12 protein-coding genes are annotated in these 18,112 nt (G+C 54.5%); 8 read left to right on the top strand and 4 right to left on the bottom strand.

The genetic code is table 11. The features are described 5' to 3' along the window. Window positions 1-333: 333 nt before the first annotated feature. On the top strand, window positions 334-2,916 hold the full coding sequence (locus MCUTH_RS06015; RefSeq protein ID WP_066957711.1) for a CARDB domain-containing protein: 2,583 nt from the start codon (window positions 334-336) through the stop codon (window positions 2,914-2,916). A 114-nt stretch (window positions 2,917-3,030) separates the two neighbouring features. Further along, window positions 3,031-4,272 (top strand): MATE family efflux transporter, encoded by a 1,242-nt coding sequence (locus tag MCUTH_RS06010; protein ID WP_066957098.1) that lies wholly within the window; start codon window positions 3,031-3,033, stop codon window positions 4,270-4,272. A gap of 58 nt (window positions 4,273-4,330) precedes the next feature. Here MCUTH_RS06010 and MCUTH_RS06005 read toward each other — a convergent pair whose 3' ends face one another. After that, window positions 4,331-6,511 carry a DUF2206 domain-containing protein gene (locus MCUTH_RS06005; protein ID WP_224732818.1) on the bottom strand — a complete coding sequence of 727 codons (2,181 nt, stop codon included), beginning with the start codon at window positions 6,509-6,511 and terminating at the stop codon, window positions 4,331-4,333. Between the two features lie 232 nt (window positions 6,512-6,743). Continuing rightward, window positions 6,744-7,919, bottom strand: coding sequence for a glycosyltransferase family 4 protein (locus tag MCUTH_RS06000; protein ID WP_066957091.1), 1,176 nt, complete (start codon window positions 7,917-7,919; stop codon window positions 6,744-6,746). 512 nt (window positions 7,920-8,431) lie between these two features. Between MCUTH_RS06000 and MCUTH_RS05995 the strand changes: the two genes are divergently transcribed. After that, window positions 8,432-9,889: a right-handed parallel beta-helix repeat-containing protein gene (locus tag MCUTH_RS05995; RefSeq protein ID WP_066957087.1), complete on the top strand. Its 1,458-nt coding sequence runs from the start codon at window positions 8,432-8,434 to the stop codon at window positions 9,887-9,889. A gap of 173 nt (window positions 9,890-10,062) precedes the next feature. Here the strand turns inward: MCUTH_RS05995 and MCUTH_RS05990 are convergent, their stop codons facing one another. Continuing rightward, window positions 10,063-11,265 carry a glycosyltransferase gene (locus tag MCUTH_RS05990; RefSeq protein ID WP_066957084.1) on the bottom strand — a complete coding sequence of 401 codons (1,203 nt, stop codon included), beginning with the start codon at window positions 11,263-11,265 and terminating at the stop codon, window positions 10,063-10,065. After that, window positions 11,262-12,344, bottom strand: a complete 1,083-nt coding sequence (locus MCUTH_RS05985; protein ID WP_066957081.1) for a CapA family protein — start codon at window positions 12,342-12,344, stop codon at window positions 11,262-11,264. Before MCUTH_RS05985 ends, MCUTH_RS05990 begins: the two co-directional genes overlap by 4 nt. A gap of 1,013 nt (window positions 12,345-13,357) precedes the next feature. On the opposite strand from MCUTH_RS05985, the gene MCUTH_RS05975 reads away from it, so the two are divergent. The 5 genes from MCUTH_RS05975 (at window position 13,358) to MCUTH_RS05955 (ending at window position 17,943) form a co-directional block, all read left to right on the top strand. After that, on the top strand, window positions 13,358-14,269 hold the full coding sequence (locus tag MCUTH_RS05975) for a glycosyltransferase family 2 protein (RefSeq protein ID WP_066957075.1): 912 nt from the start codon (window positions 13,358-13,360) through the stop codon (window positions 14,267-14,269). 189 nt (window positions 14,270-14,458) lie between these two features. Then, window positions 14,459-14,638 carry a hypothetical protein gene (locus tag MCUTH_RS05970; RefSeq protein ID WP_066957072.1) on the top strand — a complete coding sequence of 60 codons (180 nt, stop codon included), beginning with the start codon at window positions 14,459-14,461 and terminating at the stop codon, window positions 14,636-14,638. A gap of 444 nt (window positions 14,639-15,082) precedes the next feature. Beyond that, entirely contained in the window at window positions 15,083-15,340 is a 258-nt protein-coding gene (locus MCUTH_RS05965; protein WP_066957069.1) for a hypothetical protein, read from the top strand. Window positions 15,341-15,378: 38 nt separating this feature from the next. Continuing rightward, window positions 15,379-16,185 carry a hypothetical protein gene (locus tag MCUTH_RS05960; protein WP_066957066.1) on the top strand — a complete coding sequence of 269 codons (807 nt, stop codon included), beginning with the start codon at window positions 15,379-15,381 and terminating at the stop codon, window positions 16,183-16,185. Window positions 16,186-16,443: 258 nt separating this feature from the next. After that, window positions 16,444-17,943: a lipopolysaccharide biosynthesis protein gene (locus tag MCUTH_RS05955; protein ID WP_066957063.1), complete on the top strand. Its 1,500-nt coding sequence runs from the start codon at window positions 16,444-16,446 to the stop codon at window positions 17,941-17,943. Window positions 17,944-18,112 lie beyond the last annotated feature (169 nt).

Genomic DNA, 18,112 nt, shown 5'->3' with positions numbered 1-18,112 from the left:
GACGGATTGCCGGATCGTTTGACCGGACGACCTCTTTGAATTCTTGAGCATATTGAGTTATCCGGTCAATTACTCCAAATCCGTCTGAATTTCCGTATGTTTGTAGAACGTGACCTGTCTGGACGCACACTATAAGGTATGTGCGCAAATTTTTGTTACTATATTTAGTATTTTTCATTTTATGTTGATGATGGCTGACATATGAAAAAAGTTGATTTAAAGAAATTTATCAGTTTTTTTAAATTTTAGTGTGATTGTGTTTGTTTGTTTAATTTAAAAAACATTTTAAATCAGGTTTGTCAGATAATGCTGTATCTCCCGAGAGGTGAGATAATGCGAGACAAACGGACAACCAAGTTGCTAATCGCAGCTCTCCTGATCGTCGGGCTCGTCCCGATTGTCGGAGCGCTCGAGACGACCCCCACAGTCATTGTCGCGGCAAGCGACAGCAGTGCGGCTGATAAAGCCGCGGCTGACTATGTCTGTGATGGGGTCAACGATCATGTGGAGATTCAGGCAGCACTGAATGCCCTGCCATCATCCGGTGGTGTTGTCCTTCTCTCCAGTGGAACGTACAAGTGTCCCGGGATCATCTCCCCCCCAGCAAGGGCAACGCTCGCTGGGGAGGGGCCGGATGCGACGTTCCTTGAGTTCACCCGTGATGGGCGCATCAACATCGACCGTGAGTACGTTACTGTGGACGGGTTCCACATCAAGGGGACCGGCCACACCGCCAACGCCAAATGGCTCGGTGTGATGACCGTCCGGGCAAGCCACGCAAAGATCCACAACATTACAGGAACTGCGGATGCAAGCATCCAGTCGGTCTTCATCCTGATCCACGATCCAACCGTCTATGCGCCGACCCTTGAGGATGTCGAGTTCGTCAACTGCAAGGCTGTGGACACCGGGACCTACGGGTTCCTCCACAACGCCTGGGGCTCGACGAACAAGGTGATCAAGAACGTCCGCTATGACAACTGCTCCGCGATCAACTGCGGTAAGTACGGGCAGTTCAATCCCTGGATCACCGGGTTCGACTTTGCCGAACTCAATGACATGGACGGTCTCCGCGTGACGAACTGTCTTGCGGAAGGGACCTTGGAGTCCGGGTTCCACTTCGAGTTCGATCCCAAGGTGACGAACGCGGTCCTTGAGAACTGCGTGAGCCGAAACAACGGGCAGAAGCCTTTCCCAACGCGGGCCTACAATCCAAACGACATGTCGACCCACTACTTCGGGTGCGGCTACTACGCTCCGAACGCTGATGTGACGTTCATCAACTGTACGGCGGAAGGCAACTCCATGAACGGGTTCTATACGACCAACGGCGGCAAACTCTACAACTGTGTCGAGAAGGACACCGGTATCGGTAGGACTGACTTCTCCTATCGAGTGCCGGCCGGCTACTACAGTGTCCCGTCCCGTTCGCTTAACCCCTCCACGGTGATGGAGAATTGCACGAGCATCAACACGAACGGCTACGGCCTTCAGGTTGACCTTGCAAACAACATCAAGATCCGGAATTTCCACCTGATCGACCCGATCGGGTACAAAGGTAAGGGTTCGAGCCTCGGGGGCACCAACGGCCAGTTCGACAATGCCGAGGTGAGCATCTACGCCTCGGGTGATCGGGTTGAGACGCTGGTCTGGGCCAAAGAGAACATAAACACTGTCTTCTCTGGCCAGATTGTCTCCAACTCCTCAAAGCCGTTCGTGATCGAAGGTTACAGAACCAAGAATGTCCGTGTTAAGGACATGGAGATTGTCTCCAGTACGCTCCCTGCGACCTCCTCCGGTGTGACAATTGCAAACACGGTCCCGGCCGGTCAGGTGACTCTTCAGAACGTGAAGGTGACACGCACCGGTTCACCGGTACCGACACCGACAATCACACCGACAACCCCGGTTCCCACCGCTACACCGGCTCCCTCCGGGAAACCGGACCTTGTGGTGACCGACATCTCCTGGAAGCCGGCCAACCCGGCTGCCGGGGATGCGGTGACCCTCCAGGCCACCATCAAGAACCAGGGTAGCGCCCCGACACCCGCGGGCGTAAAGCACGGCGTCCTCTTCACGTTTGATGACGGCGCTGCCGGTCCAGGGGTATGGTCCGATACCCACACGGAGTCTATTGCTCCGGGCTCATGGGTTACAGTGACCGCAAACGGCGGCTCAGCCGGTGCGCTCTGGAAAGCCCTCGAGGGTACCCATACCGTGAAGGCCACCGTAGATGACGTCAACCGGATCGCCGAGAGCAATGAGAACAACAACAGTAAGACTGAGCAGATTGTAGTCAAAGGTGCGGCGTCGAAGCCCACCCCGACCCCCACCACCACGCCGGCTCCCGCCGGGAAGCCGGACCTTGTGGTGACCAACATCTCCTGGAAGCCAGCCAATCCGGCCGCCGGGGATGCGGTGACCCTCCAGGCCACCATCAAGAACCAGGGTAGCGCCCCGACACCTGCGGGCGTAAAGCACGGCGTCCTCTTCACGTTTGATGACGGCGCCGCCGGTCCCGGTGTCTGGTCCGACACCCATACTGGTTCGCTTGCCCCTGGTGCGTCAATCACGCTGACTGCAAACGGCGGCTCGGTCGGTGCAACCTGGAAGGCCATCACGGGAACTCATACCGTGAAAGCTACCGTAGATGATGTCAACCGGATTGCCGAGAGCAATGAGAACAATAACATCATGAGCAAGGTTATTGTTGTCAAAGCCCAGTCCGCCCCCACGAAGGGCGACCTCAACGGAGATGGCACCGTTGATTGGGCAGACGTGACGATCGTCGCCGGAATGGTCCAGGGGACTACCAAGCCCGATGCCGCTGCCGACTTTGACGGAAACGGCGTCGTGGATTGGTCTGACGTTGCCAAGATTGCAGATCTCTTCTTTGGCAGAACAACGTCACTGTGAACACTTGTCGGGGCTAGAGTTGTCCTCTAGCCTCATCCTTTGTTTTAACATCGGGGGTAAAGGGAGCAGAGCGGTGGATACATCTATATAGATGTCGCTCGATAATGGCGCCCGATGGCTGTAGCACTCCCCAAAAACTTCAGTGAGGTCAGGCATCACCTGCAGGAGCCGCTTATCAGAAATTCGTTCTTCATCATGGCCTCCTCGCTTGTTGCTGCGGGCTTTGGATTCTTCTTCTGGATGATTGCAGCCCGGCTTTACTCGCAGGCCGATGTGGGCATCGCAACCGCTCTGATGTCGTCCATGGGGCTTCTCATCCTCATCTCGCGGCTTGGCCTGGATCAATCAGTGATCCGGTTCTTCCCCAGCCGTGACAAGAACCGGGTGCTCGGAACCGCCCTCCTTGTGCCGACAGCAGTGGCGCTTGGTGCGGGGCTGATCTTCATTGCGGCAGTGGATGTCATATCCCCCGAGCTTACGATCGTCAAGACGGTCGCACCGCTCTACCTTGCCTTCCTCGGTACCTACTCCATCACCTGGGTCTTTGAGGGGGCGTTCAACGCTCTACGGAAGTCTGAGCACTACTTTACTTTGAATCTCCTTTACGGTTCGAGGATCCTCTTCCTCCCCCCTCTGATCTTCCTTGGGGCAATGGGAATCTTCAGCGCCTATGGTCTCTCGTTTGTCCTCGGGCTCATTCTCTCCCTCTTCCTACTCTCCCGGTGTTCCGTACGGCCGGCACTCTGCGTAGACCGGGTCTTTCTGCGGGAGGCGTGGCAATTCTCTGCCGGTGCGTATATCGCCGGGATACTGATGTCCGCCCCGAACATGGTCATCCCGATCATGGTCCTCCACGTGCTGGGAGCGGAGAGCACCGCGAGCTACTACATCACCTATGCTATCGTCTCAATCCTCTTCATGATCCCGTATGCGTTCACGACCTCGCTCTTTGTTGAGGGAAGCCATGGAGGAGAGATGAAAAGAAGCGTGTTCCGGACGCTCGCGAGCATGTTCGCCCTGCTCATACCTGCGATCATCGGTCTTTCTCTCTTTGGGGAGCAGATCCTCAACCTGATTGGCAAGGATTACGTCGAAGGAATGGCTCTTCTGCGGGTGCTTGCGTTCTCCGCTATATTCGTCTCCGTCTGCCAGACGTTCATATCCATCGCAAAGGTGAGAAATGATCTCAGGAGTCTCATCGTCATCAGCAGTTTTGTCAGTGTCGCGCTGCTCGGGCTTGGGTTTACCCTGATGCATCTCTTCGGCCTCATTGGCATGGGGTATGCGTGGCTTATTACGTATGTGCTGGGCACAATCCTGGTGGTGCTTATTCTGAAGAGAAAAGGGTGGATATGATCCCGGATCACCCCCTATTTGAGGGTAATTCCGGTTGCAGGTGCCCAGTTTCTGTCCGTCACCTGTAATAGATGACGGATCCGGCATTATCATAGATCCGATTCTTATTGCTGATGAATTGTTCAGCATCGGTATAGCCTGCCACGGTGACCGTGCCCTCCTGTGCTTCGAGCCGGACGCTCTCTCGGACCAGGTTATACGTGCCGAAGTAAAGGTAGGAGTTCGGCTCCACCAGCGACACGTTTGCCGGTAGGTAACGTTGATGATCCGGATCAAAGCCCAGCAGGAGCCACCAGCGCATACCGTCGACGTAGATTGGACGGTTGATACCCTCTAAGTAGAGCCATCTGGCCCCCTGCACCTCTTTGCCGTTGAAGACTGGTTTATCGCCAGTGGTCTCGAGCGCCATCGATGTCGGGTTGTCGTTTGTGATCTGATAGATTAGTCCGCTGTTAAAGAGGAGGAATACGACAAAGAATGCTGATAATATCTGATATGGTGTTTTCATCAGCGGGATGGCGGTTATCATGCGTATCCTTGATGCTACTGTCTCGTAGAGAGTTATACCACCGATGATTGCAAACGGGGCAAGCAAGATCAGGGTGATGTGGTAGAGGCGGCTGGTGTTGAGGGAGCTTGCAAAGAACGGAACGATAATCCCGGCTACGTTTATGAGGAGGAAGATGAGTGAGAGAGCAAGATACTCGGGCTCGATACGCCACCGTTTCGCCTTTACCAGGGTTGCGAGCAGTCCCACCGCGATGAGCCCCTGGGTGGTGATATGGACGATCTTTGCCAGGCTATGCAAGAGTGTGGATGATCGCCTGGTGAGGATCTGCATCCCTTGAGCGGTTGTCGGATTGAGGGGATCTACAAAGAGGGTGTTCCATATCTTATCCCAGATGCCTGTGATGGTGGCAAATGCCATACCCTCGGCTATCGTCGAGTACCAGAGGTAGGTGAACGTGGCGAATATCAGGATATAGGGAAGGACAAGTGTCCTTATCTCTTGCGGGTTGCCCCCTCTTGGAGCAAGCAGGTCGGGCGCCAGGGTGCCTGCCACTTTCCGGACTAGTTCCTGCAAGCCGAACGGCAGGCGTTCCAGGGTTATCAGCAGCAGCCATGCCGGAATGAGTGAGAAGAGGTAGATATACGAGAGGCCATAATGCGAGACGATCATGGCAAAGCCGAATGTGATCATGAGGAATGCCCGCCTGCCGCGGTCCATGGTTTTGTCGATCATCGCGAGGATCGTCAGGACAAGAAAGAGTTCTGCGATCTGCTGGCGAGCAAGCGAGATCATCTCGGTGTAGAACGTAAAGAACGAGACGAAGAAGAAGACCGATATAAGGCCGATCTTCGGGCTTGTCTGTCTCTCGATTGCCCGGTAGAGTCCGAGCGGCACGAACGCAAAGAGGAGTGGGTAGAGGATCTTGAAGACCCAGACCGGGTCGAGACTGCAGATGATTGAGTAGATAGGTACGAGCGCAACGACGGAGAGCATCCCGTTTGTGTTGTATGGTATGCTCATGTCCCAGAATCCCGGAATCAACACGCTGTTTGCGAGATGGAGTTCGTGATGGATGTCATAGCCCCAGACATACTCCGATATTAGTGCGGTATGATAGAGGAGCGAGAGCGCAATGGTGTAGGCCGCCAGCGGGTAACATGATTCGGGGATGAACTGGTCATATCCGATGGCGAGGCCGATGATCGCGATCAGGATGAGGAGCAGAAAGAGTAGAGTGACCATGTGATACTCGTCGCGCATATATGTCCCGAGGATTGCAAGAAACGGAAGCAGCATCAGGAATGGTACGGCAGGGGATGGGGGGATCTCCACTTTAGGGTTGGATGTGGTATGCCCCCGGTCTCTTGTGAGCGCTATGTAGAGCAGAACTTGCACAACAGCGACGGTTGTAAGAAAGAGACTCGCAAACGAGAATGGGCGTGCGTACCCGAGCAGCGGGTAGATGATGTTTGCGGCAAAACCTGTGAGCATCAGGACTGCAAGGCTCAGTCCGACGGAGTAGAGCAGTGTCTCGATCGTGCCGAGATTATGAAACCTGAGTGCCTTCAGCACAAGGACCCCTGGAAGGAATGTCAGATAGAGGAAAGCCAGAGCCTCTCTTGCAATCGGTATGTAGTGTCCGAGGAGGTCAAGGAGGATTACCCCGATGAAAGCGAGCTGAATCGCCTGAAATACCCAGAAGAATCTCCTGTTATCCCAGTCGTTCATCTGAAGTGGATTGAGCAGGTACATGATACATCAGGCGAGTCTCTGGTGGGCCTCTTCCTCATTGGGGGCCTCTGATCGGTTATTATCCTGTCCGTGCACTTACTATCGAGTCTGCCTATTAAAACCTTTGCAGCGTCCCCGGTCCGGGGACGCTCTCTTTGGGTATGCTAGCTCCGGGGGAAACTGTCCATCCCTTCTCCCCGATGACCGTCTCATTGCGGAACTCTCCCGGTCATCGCTCTCTTACACCAGCGTGCGTTCTCTCGATCAGGACCTCGTCTGCAGGCTTTTCGACAATCTCTGAGGCGGGTACAATCTCGCTGTAGACCGCAAGAAGCGATTGGACGATCGTTGACCAGGCCATATCCGTCTTGAGCTTTATGTAGCCCTGTTCTCCCATGCGCTGGCATGCTTCCGGGTCTTTAAGGAGTCTCACGATCGCATCTGCCAGTGCTGTCGGGTCGCGTGGAGGCACGATGTATCCTGTCTTTCCGTCATCGACGACCTCGGGCAGGCTCCCTACATCTGTGACCACCACCGGTCGTCTGAACCCATATGCGGTCGGTATGACGCCGCTCTGGGACGCTTCGATGTAGGGGAGCACCACAACGCTCGCCTGCTGAAAGAGCCGGGCTCCTTCTTCATAGGGTATCCTGTAGTTGTAGACCTCGAATGCGTCCCGGCCCGCCATTGCCGCCCTGTACCTGCCAAAGTCCTCTCCTGTTCCGGCGATGACGATCCGTGCATCCGGGATCTCCCTGGTGATAAACGGTTCTGCCTGGATCAGGCACTCTAGCCCTTTGTAGCGGTGGATGCGGCCGAAGAAGAGGATTCGATGACCCTCCGGCCTGAGATCAACCTTTTCGTATTTTTTAAACGGTGTCACCTCATGCTCCCCGATCGGGATGACACGCACTTTCTGGTCCGGGACGCGGTAGTCCTCTACCAGGGCCTTTTTGAGCGCCTTCCCGTGAACGAAGATCCGATCGGGTACAATCCTCGATACGAACAGGGTGAGCCGATAGAGGAGGGAACCGAGATCCAGGAGTCGGTCTTCACCGGCATGCGGCTCGATGTCGTGGAACGTCGCCACGAGCGGATACTTTCGAAGCATTAGCAGAAGGGGGCAGAGCATGGGGTTGTTCACCTGGTAGTGAACGATATCCGGCCCAAAATCGTCGATCGCGGCAACGATCTCCCGAAGCATCGGGTAGCACGACGGCCCAAGTCTTCCGGCATACTGTGAGTAGCCAAAGACGCGAACCCTCACCCTCGGGTCAATGCTCTCCAGGTACTCCTCCGACCTGTAGTCCGGAAGCAGCAGCAACACATCGGTGTGCCGGGCAAGCTCGTTTGCCATCTGGATGGTGTAGTCGTAGAACCAGAAGGTCAGGCATGCCACTCGCATAGGCCCCTCTCTAGGGCCCCCTCTATATAGATATTCTCTTCTCAAGCACCGTTAGACCGAATATTCCACCACAGGATGGTACGAACCTGACGGCGCTCTCAAGCGGTGTCCATGCAGTACCCGGTTTCTCTCTGTCCCGTTCTTGGTGAGTTTGGCGGCGCCAGTATTGCTTCGTGTCACTGTCCGGCTATCATTCTCGGAGTCCTCGACCCATCCAGACGCACAGTCCCGTTCTCCTTCAACTCTGCGCATACCTGCTTAATGGGGGGCCGTTTTTGGGTGGCTGCCGGAAGAAAGCGCGAGTATTTATCTGTTTCGATTTAAATTAAAGTGATATTATATAATGTTTTTGCAGACCTTTTTCTCGCATCTATACCGCCTTCTTCCAAACCAGGCGGATCATATCCCGTTATATATCGAGACAATTATTCTAACAAATTTTATTTTTATAATAAAATATATATGCGGTGGCCAAAAAACGATAGTTCTACCTCACAGAGAGGCTGAATGGCATGACAGATAGGCGAAATATACTAAGACTGACTGCACTGCTTCTGGTAGGCTGCCTGATTGCAGCATTCTCTCCGGTAAGTGCAGTCGAGTCTGCAACTCCGGCCACGCTCACCGTGGCTGCAAGCGATAGCACCGAACTGTCGAAGGACCAGGCAGACTATGTCTGTGACGGAGTCGACGACCACGTTGAGATCCAGGCAGCGCTTGACGCACTGCCGGATGGTGGTAAGGTCGTCCTCTCGGATGGTACGTTCAACTGCGCCGGCATTATCGCTCCGCCGGCAGGCACGACGCTCTCTGGGCAGGGTCCGGATGCGACAAACCTTATGTTCACCCATGACGGGCGCATCAGTGTCGACCAGGAGTCCATCACGCTCGACGGGTTCTCCGTCGAGGGCACCGGCTACAGCAGCAACGTCAAGTGGCTTGGTGTGGTGACTGTCCGGGCAAGCCACGCAAAGATCCACAACATTACAGGAACTGCGGATGCAAGCATCCAGGCGGTCTTCCTCCTGATCCACGACCCGGCCGTCTATGCGCCGACCCTCGAGGATGTCGAGTTCGTCAACTGCAAGGCCGTGGATACCGGGACATATGGGTTCCTCCACAACGCCTGGGGCACAACGAACAAGGTGATCAAGAACGTCCGCTACGATAACTGTGAGGCTATCAACTGCGGGAGCACGGGTGCCTTCAACCCCTGGATCACCGGGTTCGACTTTGCCGAACTCAATGACATGGACGGCCTCCGCGTGACGAACTGTCTTGCAGAAGGCAATCTTGAGTCCGGATTCCACTTCGAGTTCGATCCCACGGTGACGGACGCGGTCCTTGAGAACTGTGTGAGCCGGAACAACGGGCAGAAGCCGTATCCGACGGTGCCCTACAAGCAGAGCGATATGTCGACCCACTACTTCGGGTGCGGCTACTACGCTCCGAACGCTGACGCGACGTTCATCAACTGTACGGCGGAAGGCAACTCGCTGTATGGTTTCTATGCCACGAACGGCGGCAAACTCTACAACTGCGTCGAGAAGGATACCGGTGCCGGAAAGACAGACTACACATACCGTAAGCCGGCCGGCTACTACAGCATCCCGTGCCGCTCGACTGACCCCGCTCTGGTGCTTGAGAACTGCTCGAGCATTGACTCGCACGGCTACGGTCTCCAGGTTGATCTTGCAAAGAACATCCAGATCAAGAACTTCAACCTCATAAACCCGGCCGGAATCGACGGCAAGGGTGCAAGTCTCGGCGGTACAAACGGCCAGTTTGGCGATGCTGTGGTTGACATCCATGCATCCGGCGATCGGGTTGAGACACTGGTCTGGGCGAAGAACAACCAGAATGTCCAGTACACCGGCGAGATCGTCTCCGACTCTCCGAAGGCCTTCCTGGTCGAGGGCGGCCAGAATGTCCAGACTGCAGGCATGAAGGCTACGTCTGCCGGTGAGTAGATCGGTCGATACCGCCTGGCCCGCACAGGGTCTGGCCCCAATCTTTTTTTGTCTTTATGCGGCGGATAGTCGCCATCTTGTTCGGACTTCTGGCGTGAACCCTGGGCACCTGATTTTATGCAGGGCAGGTCTTCGCGAACTTCCAAAAAGAGTTTTAGGGGATCTTGAATCCGTCAGACCCGGACGGAACCCCGCTTGCTGAGGCTGCCGTTTGCGACCTTTGCGTAAAAGTTCTCAATCTCATGGACGATTGACTGCCAGTTGTATCTTGTCAGGACGAGCTCTTTCGCCTGTTCACCAAGCCTTGCCCGCAGGGCATCGTCGTTGAGCAGGCGACCGACAGTCTCGGCGAACGCTTCCGGTGTGTATTCGGTATTGAACCCGATGGTATTGTCTATCCATTCGAGCAGATCTCCATGCCCCGTTGTCACGATTGGCGTCCCGCAGAGGCAGGACTCAAGAAATGTGACCGGGAATCCAGTGAAACTCGGTGTGACGAAGACGTCTGCATCAATATATGCAGCCAACTTATCTTCCTTGCTTACGAATCCCGTGAAGATCACGCGGTCACTGATGCCCAGCGACTGGATCAACTGTTTGAATTCATGGTTGAATCCCATATCTTCGCCTACCAGCATGAGGACAACATCATCGAACTCCCGCGCAAGAAGCGCAAACGATCGGATCAGGAGGTCGATGCCTTTCGTCGGGTCGAGCCGTCCGAGGTAGAGCACGATTTTGGTGGTCTCGCCGATGCCCCATGCTGCGCGAAACTTACCGCGGGGAGGGAGGTCGCGATACTCAGCAAGATCGAGTCCGTTCGGGATAATTGCTATCTTTTCGTCATCAACCCCCAGCATCCGGTAATGATCCGCCTCGATCTTGTTGAGCGCAATCACCCCTGCAGCGCCGCGAATGACATCCTCTGTCCAGAGCATATCAAAGAGCCGTTTCATCCGTGTAGATCCGGTATCCCGCGGGAGTGCCCCATGCGCCTGGAGCACATACGGAATGCCGTATTTCCTTGCATAATGCGACGCGATGACGGTAAGCAGGGTACGATGGTCGTGGATATGGATCACGTCGAACCCTGCAATCTCCCTTCGTGCGACTGCCGGCATGTAGTACGGCATCACCGGAGGAGCTGTTATCGGGATGTACTTGCGCAGGTTTTCGAAGTAGTAGACGTTCATCCCGTCAACTTTGGTTGGACGATTCGTCGGCAGATCGTAGGCGTGGAGGCTCCTGTTCGTCGTATATACCGTGACGTCGTGCCCATTCGCGTGAAGGTTATGAGAAATATCATATGCAACTCGCGCAACTCCTCCCGATTCCCAGAGTGGTTTAAAGAACGGGGTAACCTGTAAAATATTCATGCGTATCCTCTTATGCTCCGTTGTTTCAGCCGTTTCCTGATCATACCCGCATAGCAGTTGAGGCAGAACGGTGTCACCAACCAGACTCCACACTCGATCAGAGGTGCGAGCCCGTGCCGTCGGATGCGGTAGCGATAACTCTCCAGATTATATACCAGGTAGTCCTCACCGATCTCTTCAAACCACCACCGCCGGCTGACTTCCCCTTTCTGCACTCGTTCAGAACATTTTGCAATCCAGCGCTGCACCTGTTCCCGGGTTGATCCCTTCGCAACCTCAGGCTGGAAGTCGCTATTGATGATGCAGGGGATGGTCGTGTAATCCCGGATGCCATGCCGGTCAAAGTCTACAGAGAGGATCATGGTGCTGTTAATCTTCTCCTTGAAGATCTCGGTATCAAACTGGAAGTTTCCAAGGGAATAGGCGATCAATCCGTCATTATACCGTTCCAACCCCTGGATGGTATGCGAATGGTGCCCAAGGATCAGGGTCGCCCCGCTGTCGATGAGGGCATGGGCAAGCCGGACCTGGTTGGGGGAGGGATAGTACGTATTCTCGATTCCCCAGTGCAGGGAGAGAATAACATGGTCGCACTGGTCCTTCAGCGTCTTGATGTCGTTGATTATGGCTTTTTTCCGCAGTTTTGCTACCGTGACTCCTGATGGCGACCGGAATCGTCCGCTCGTGTAGGCCAGGAACCCCAGCCGGATCCCGTTCCGCTCGATAACCTGCCCTGCAGGGGGATCGTCACCCCTTGCTCCACCGATATAGGCGATTCCTCGGGTTTCCAGACCCTCGAGGGTCTTCTCGAACCCTTCCCGGCCCATATCGAGCGTGTGGTTATTCGCCACGCTGACGATGTCAAATCCGGCATCTCTGAGGTAGTCGCCTGCTTCTGGCGGGTTTGTATTGATCCAGCGCTTCTTGCTCTCGGTTCCGGTCTCGGAGAGGGCGGTCTCCAGGTTCCCAAAGAGCAGATCCTTCTGCCGGAGTTCGTGCTGAATCAGGGCAAACGGCTCTTTCCCGTTCCTCGTCCAGAGCAGAACATCCCCTACAGCTCGAAGCCGCACAGATGTCATACCTCCCTCCCGGCAGACTCGTTGTTACCACAAAATTGCCTGGGGTCGCCACTGAGATTCATCAGTATCTGACGGCTGATCTCTGCACTCTTCACCCCCGGCAGCAGGTCCCTGCTGCCTTCGGATAGAAAACTCTTAAGGTATGGGCAGTCTGGAATATTGCCTTCCCCCTTGACGCACTGCTCCAAACTGGAGGTTGAGAAATATATATTTTGCCCCACGTGGGGGCGCCAACGGGCCAGTCCTGCTGCGTAAGGCGCCCGGGATGTTTTATGGTGCCGGACCTGGTACGGAGGGTTCCGTGATACTGCCTGAACTGCCGAACCATTAATTACTCCCACACCAACTACTGATCGAGCACTTCAGCGGCAGATGATGAAAGTTACCCCCACTGAACTTATGATGAAGCAGGGGACTGATGCCGCAGTTTTATGAAAAAGGGGCTGTGTACCGGCACTGTTATCCCGTCTCTTTGCTCCCGGTTGGGCCGTTCGTCTCCCAGGTGGCTTTACCGCCGCCAATTTACCGAATGCAATGCGATACGGTTGCCATAATCAGCGATTCGGAAAATTATATATGCCAGTAGTCCATATGGCGGGCCCTGTGCAGTGTGATTGAGTCGGGCAACTCCCCAGATCTGTTCCGATCCATCCTTCTGGCGCCCTGCCTGTTTAGAGGGGTTGTCCGGGAGATGCTGTGATGGAGGGTTTCACGTGCACTGGTTAGGATCTATCCATCCAGTTACTACCGAGGCTTCTACATGTGCGAAACTGACAGATACCAGGTTTTTTCCCCAGTCCGGCAGCAACATCGCGCCGGTACATCCCAATGGCAGGGGCGGAAAGGCTGCACGTACGGCGGATGCCCGCGGAGAGCAGCCTGCAAGGAGTGTGTGCCTTCCCCCTTCCGGTCTCCTCTCTCGGGGGTGGAATCCGATCCCTGGAGAAATTCGCTTCTCCGGTAGAACGATCCTGGAGAAACCACGTGACATTACGGGTACTTCGGCAACCCCTGTGGCAGAACACCCGCAGTTCGCGGTTATCGCTCCTGCATACAACGAGGCCCTCGTCATCGGTTCCATCGTTCTTCAAGCGAAGAAGCACACCGACCGGGTGATCGTCGTCGACGACGGCTCGATCGATCAAACCGCCGAGATCGCCCGACTCGCCGGTGCCGATGTCATCAGACTGCCGGAAAACGCCGGTAAGGCAAAGGCGATGATGGCCGGATTTTCACGGGCACGTGAGCTCGGCTACGACGCCGTCGTGGTGATCGACGGCGACGGCCAGCACGATCCCGACGAGATCCCGGCTGTCGTGGCGCCGGTGATTGCCGGCGAGGCCGATCTGGTCATCGGCTCCCGGTTCCTGAACACCCGGGCTGAGATCCCTGCTTACCGGCGGGCCGGGCAGTTGGTGCTCAACAGGTTCACGAACCTCTCGGTTGACGGCGGCGGCTTCACGACGACGGATTCACAGTCGGGTTTTCGGGCCCTCTCCCGCCGGGCCCTTGAGAACCTCACCTTCGCATCGGAGGGCTACAACATCGAAACCGATATGATCGTCCAATTTGCCTCCCGCAACCTCCGGATGACCGAGGTCCCGATCTCCGTTACCTACGACGTTCCCCACAAGCACAAGAAGAATCCGCTTTCCCACGGCTTCGGGGTGCTTACCCGGATCGCGGGGCTGATCGGATATAAGCAACCGCTCCTCTTCTTTGGAGTACCGGGAGGAGTTATCGCGTTCTTCGGGATCGCTCTTGAGCTCTACACTTTCTCCGAGTTCTATCGGATCAATCAGTTCCATTACATTGTATTCACTTTGGGGATAACCGCACTCATTCTTGGGCTCCTGCTGGTCTCATCCGGGCTGATCCTCAATTTCTTAGTATCGATGATTGAACGGCGGGCGGGTGAAACGTAGGTACCTTACGCGATCACCGTCATCTCGCAAAGGATCTTCCTTGTCCGCCGGGCTGGTTGCCGAGATGCCGGAGAGCGGCGGCAAGACGAAGGTCGTGACGGCCGAATTTGCCTGAACGCATGAATCTGGCTGTGAGACCCTCGGGATGACCAACACTGATGGTCATCACAACCTGGAAGAGCCCCAATCGTGGCGGCGCCGGTGTTTGCGGGGGTTGCTGACCTCGTCGTTGGGTTGCGGATGATCGCCCATCTCGACTCGATCGGCCTTATGATGGTCGAGATCCCGATATCGGTCACCTATGGCGTCCCTCACAGGCACAGGAAAAGCTGGATCTCCCATGGCATGGGGTGCCCGAAAAGATCGTGAGACTCTTTAGCCATCGGCGACTGTTACAATTATGTCTCGATCCCGTAAGCGGGAACGAAGTTCCCTCGCTCCAATACGTTAAGACCTCTTGAAGATTGCAGTTACCTGACGTCTGTGCCGCCGCTATAAGGGTCCAGTCTATACCCGCACCTGGTCACGGAAGAGATCAATTGACACGGATCTAATGAGCTCGACGCAGGCTGTGCGTCGATATTGTTGGCCTGCCGGGAATCTTACCATGTTTGTGACTGCTATGGTGCGCTCTGTCGGTTACTCCCTCTCTTCAGAGATGGGAACGGAGGAGATCCTGGAACAAAGAGACGAAGCGATGCAAACGGGATAGGGCCTGCACGTCGGAAGCCGTCTACGATTTAAAACGACGGTCCCTACATTTTGCTCTGTACTCCATAGACTTTATATATTCAGTTTGTAATAGGCTCAACGATGCATAAAAAGAATATAGCATCAATCACCTTGGCAGCCTGGATGTTCACCGTGGGGGGTCTTATGTACCTGCTCCATGCATCGGAACTGAAAATGTTTCTGGCATTTACCCTTGTAGGGTTCTTTATTATTGTTTATATGATTCATCCGATGTATATGAAACCGCGCTATATCCGTAACGTGAATCGCTTGGCAATGGTCGCTACGGTGATCTTTGGTATTGTCATCTATCTGCGAGTGCTGGAACTCTTCAACTAGTATGGTGGATATCTCTCATGTCTGGTAGTTCAGTTTTGATGAAAGATGCGCCGGTAAAGCGATATGATCGTTATAGACTCGGTTCATTCATCCTAATCTGCTTTGCAGTTCTGCTTCTCTCTGCAGTCCTGCTCGCAGATCCGTTTGGGGTTATGCAGAATCCGCTAACCCTACTGAGTGCAACCAGTTTCATCGGTGGAGCGTTTCTCTTTGCGCTCGGTGGCGGCAGATCCGTAGATGCACGGTTAGCCAACTGGCTCTCCATGCAGGGAGTCTCCACCCTCGGCAGTATCATCCATGACCTGGGTGGTCACGGGGCTGCAGTTTTTCTTCCGCCGAATGGTGAAGGCGGAGAGGTTATGCAATTCATTCCTACACAGCCACCCAGCCAATCTCTTCTGGGGGATGGGGGCGGGTTTGCCTGCCACAACGGGATCACCGGGGCCCTGTACCGTCCCCTGGCAGGCCCAATCATCGAGATCCTAAAACGCGAGGATGGTCTCACCCTGCCTTCGGAGTACAGCCTGCTGAAGGTAGCGGTCCGGGAAGTCTGCGAGGATATACTCTCAGTTGCCGATTGGGTGGATATGAAACAAGAGGGTGATACTGTAACCTTTACGTTGCATAACTATCTGTTCTTCCCCGGCTGTGCTTCACTCCGTGAGGGGTCTTCCAAGTTCTGTGCACTCTGTCCCTGCTCGATCTGCAGTCTGCTTGCGTGTATGGTCGCGGAAGGCCTTAAGTCTGAAGTTTGCCTGGATCAGGTTATCCTGGATGACACCTCTCGCTCGCACAGCATGCAGATATCCTATATCCTGAAGAAAAGTGAGGGAGTGCCGACCTAAAGGGGGCCCGGCTGTGGCTGATATGGCGGGTGGTACATCCTTCTCACGGATAAAGGCCATGTCGCGCTTTTTTATTAACATTGTTCTGGCCATTGGGCTGTATAAGCCGATACCACCCTGTTCTATTACCAGCCTTGCAATCATCCTGCGGTTCTAAGTCAGAACTGACATATAGGCTCCAGCGATGCTTGGATGGAGCGGATCTAAACACCCAGGATGGGGGCAAAACATATATTTGGATGGGGATGTAGGCACTGAATGGGTTTCATGCCGAGTTTCCTCAGTAATCTCTTCAAACTGACGTCGGGCACCATGATCGCCCAGGCCTTTACTATACTCCTCATACCCGTGGTTACACGTATATATCCCCCGGAGTTCTTTGGGGTCAATCAACTCTTCCTTTCTATAGCAGCGGTGCTTCTGGTCGTCTCTTCCCTCTCTTACAACTTTGCAATAATGGTGACGGAAAAGGATGATGACTCCATGAACCTCCTCGTGCTCAGTACTATCTGTGCACTGGGTTTTGCGGTTGCATCCGGTGTAGTATTCGTTGGATATAGCGACTGGTTCGGGAGCCTCTTCAACATGCCCCTGATCGCCGGTTACTTTATCTGGCTGCCGTTTTACCTCCTCTTTAGCAGTCTTATCTTAATCCTGAATGAGTGGCTCTCCCGAAAGGTAAGGTATGGTGTTGTTGCCAGGGGCATCGTGGTGAACTCTGTTGCGGCACGGATATTCCAGATCGGAGGCGGGTTAATCTATGCCTCTCCTCTGGGTCTCATTCTCGGTTCGGTGATGGGGGCAGGCCTTGCCAACCTCTTGCTCCTCCGGGGATTAAAGGAGGATATTGCCCTCTTAAAGAAGGTTACAACAAAACGGATAAAGGAACTTGCCCATGAGTACAGGTATTTTTCGTTCTATGGTACTCTCGGAGCCCTTGCAAACAGCATGTCCTGGGAGTTGCCGGCATTCATGCTCGCTTATTTCTTTAATCCGACGATTGTTGGGTATTATTCTCTTGCCATGATGGCAGTGCGGATGCCCATGACAATAGTGGGAACGTCTATCACACAGGTGTTCTTTCAGAAAGCGAGTGAAGAGAGGATCCAGACTGGAAGCGTCCAGAACGTTGTGCATGAGGTTTATACACGGCTCATATCCATTGGGATCTTCCCGTTCGTCGTTTTAGCCATCCTTGCCGAAGATCTCTTTACATTTATCTTCGGTGCAAACTGGCTTTCTGCAGGCACTTATGCGGCGATCCTCGCTCCGTGGTTCTTTGCTGTATTTATATTCGCCCCCATCTCATCCCTCTTTAGTGTCCTCAACAGGCAAAAGGCGTATTTCTTCTTTGAGATCATGACCCTATGTGCATGGTCGCTCCTCTTTATCTTTGGTAGCAATATCCATGACCCCATTCTTGTGCTTATACTCTTCTCTGTCGGTGGCCTGCTCATATGGGGGTTAAAAAGTGTATACCTCATAATGGTGTCCGGCGCCGGGTATCGGAGCAGTATTAGCAGCCTGGCCCGGCACCTGGCACTCAGCATAACTATATCCATACCTCTTATCATCGCGACATACTTAGAGGCCCCATTCATCCTCCTGCTTACGGTTGCAGGGATAACTGCGGTTGCCTACTACCTCTTAATGTTCTTCACGGATACCCTGATTCGCCAAGAGGTCATGGGGATGATCCGGGGCTCTATCTCCCCGGATCGCATGAAATGGATGGAGCGGTTGGGCCTGCTTTGGTAAACAGTTCCAACGCTGGCGGGCAGAGTTGCCTGTATTGGGGTTATATCGACAAACAGGTCCGTTTGGGGTGCCAAATCCCCTGGCATAACGCCGTTAAGTGAGGACCGGTCTTTCGGCTTCGGCTCTTTTTGCCTCTGCTGGATAATATGAAAGCAGACCCCTGTCTGCC

It is taken from the genome of Methanoculleus thermophilus, assembly GCF_001571405.1.
Taxonomy (GTDB): Archaea; Halobacteriota; Methanomicrobia; order Methanomicrobiales; family Methanoculleaceae; genus Methanoculleus; species Methanoculleus thermophilus.
Note: the sequence above shows the minus strand (reverse complement) of the source record. Positions and strands in the feature narration are given on the sequence as shown.

Bases quoted from the DNA above. Each gene is read 5' to 3' on its own strand.
- MCUTH_RS06015 (WP_066957711.1), top strand. From the start codon at position 334: ATGCGAGACAAACGGACAACCAAGTTGCTAATCGCAGCTCTCCTGATC.
- MCUTH_RS06010 (WP_066957098.1), top strand. From the start codon at position 3,031: ATGGCTGTAGCACTCCCCAAAAACTTCAGTGAGGTCAGGCATCACCTG.
- MCUTH_RS06005 (WP_224732818.1), bottom strand. From the start codon at position 6,511: ATGAACGACTGGGATAACAGGAGATTCTTCTGGGTATTTCAGGCGATT.
- MCUTH_RS06000 (WP_066957091.1), bottom strand. From the start codon at position 7,919: ATGCGAGTGGCATGCCTGACCTTCTGGTTCTACGACTACACCATCCAG.
- MCUTH_RS05995 (WP_066957087.1), top strand. From the start codon at position 8,432: ATGACAGATAGGCGAAATATACTAAGACTGACTGCACTGCTTCTGGTA.
- MCUTH_RS05990 (WP_066957084.1), bottom strand. From the start codon at position 11,265: ATGAATATTTTACAGGTTACCCCGTTCTTTAAACCACTCTGGGAATCG.
- MCUTH_RS05985 (WP_066957081.1), bottom strand. From the start codon at position 12,344: ATGACATCTGTGCGGCTTCGAGCTGTAGGGGATGTTCTGCTCTGGACG.
- MCUTH_RS05965 (WP_066957069.1), top strand. From the start codon at position 15,083: ATGCATAAAAAGAATATAGCATCAATCACCTTGGCAGCCTGGATGTTC.
- MCUTH_RS05960 (WP_066957066.1), top strand. From the start codon at position 15,379: ATGAAAGATGCGCCGGTAAAGCGATATGATCGTTATAGACTCGGTTCA.
- MCUTH_RS05955 (WP_066957063.1), top strand. From the start codon at position 16,444: ATGGGTTTCATGCCGAGTTTCCTCAGTAATCTCTTCAAACTGACGTCG.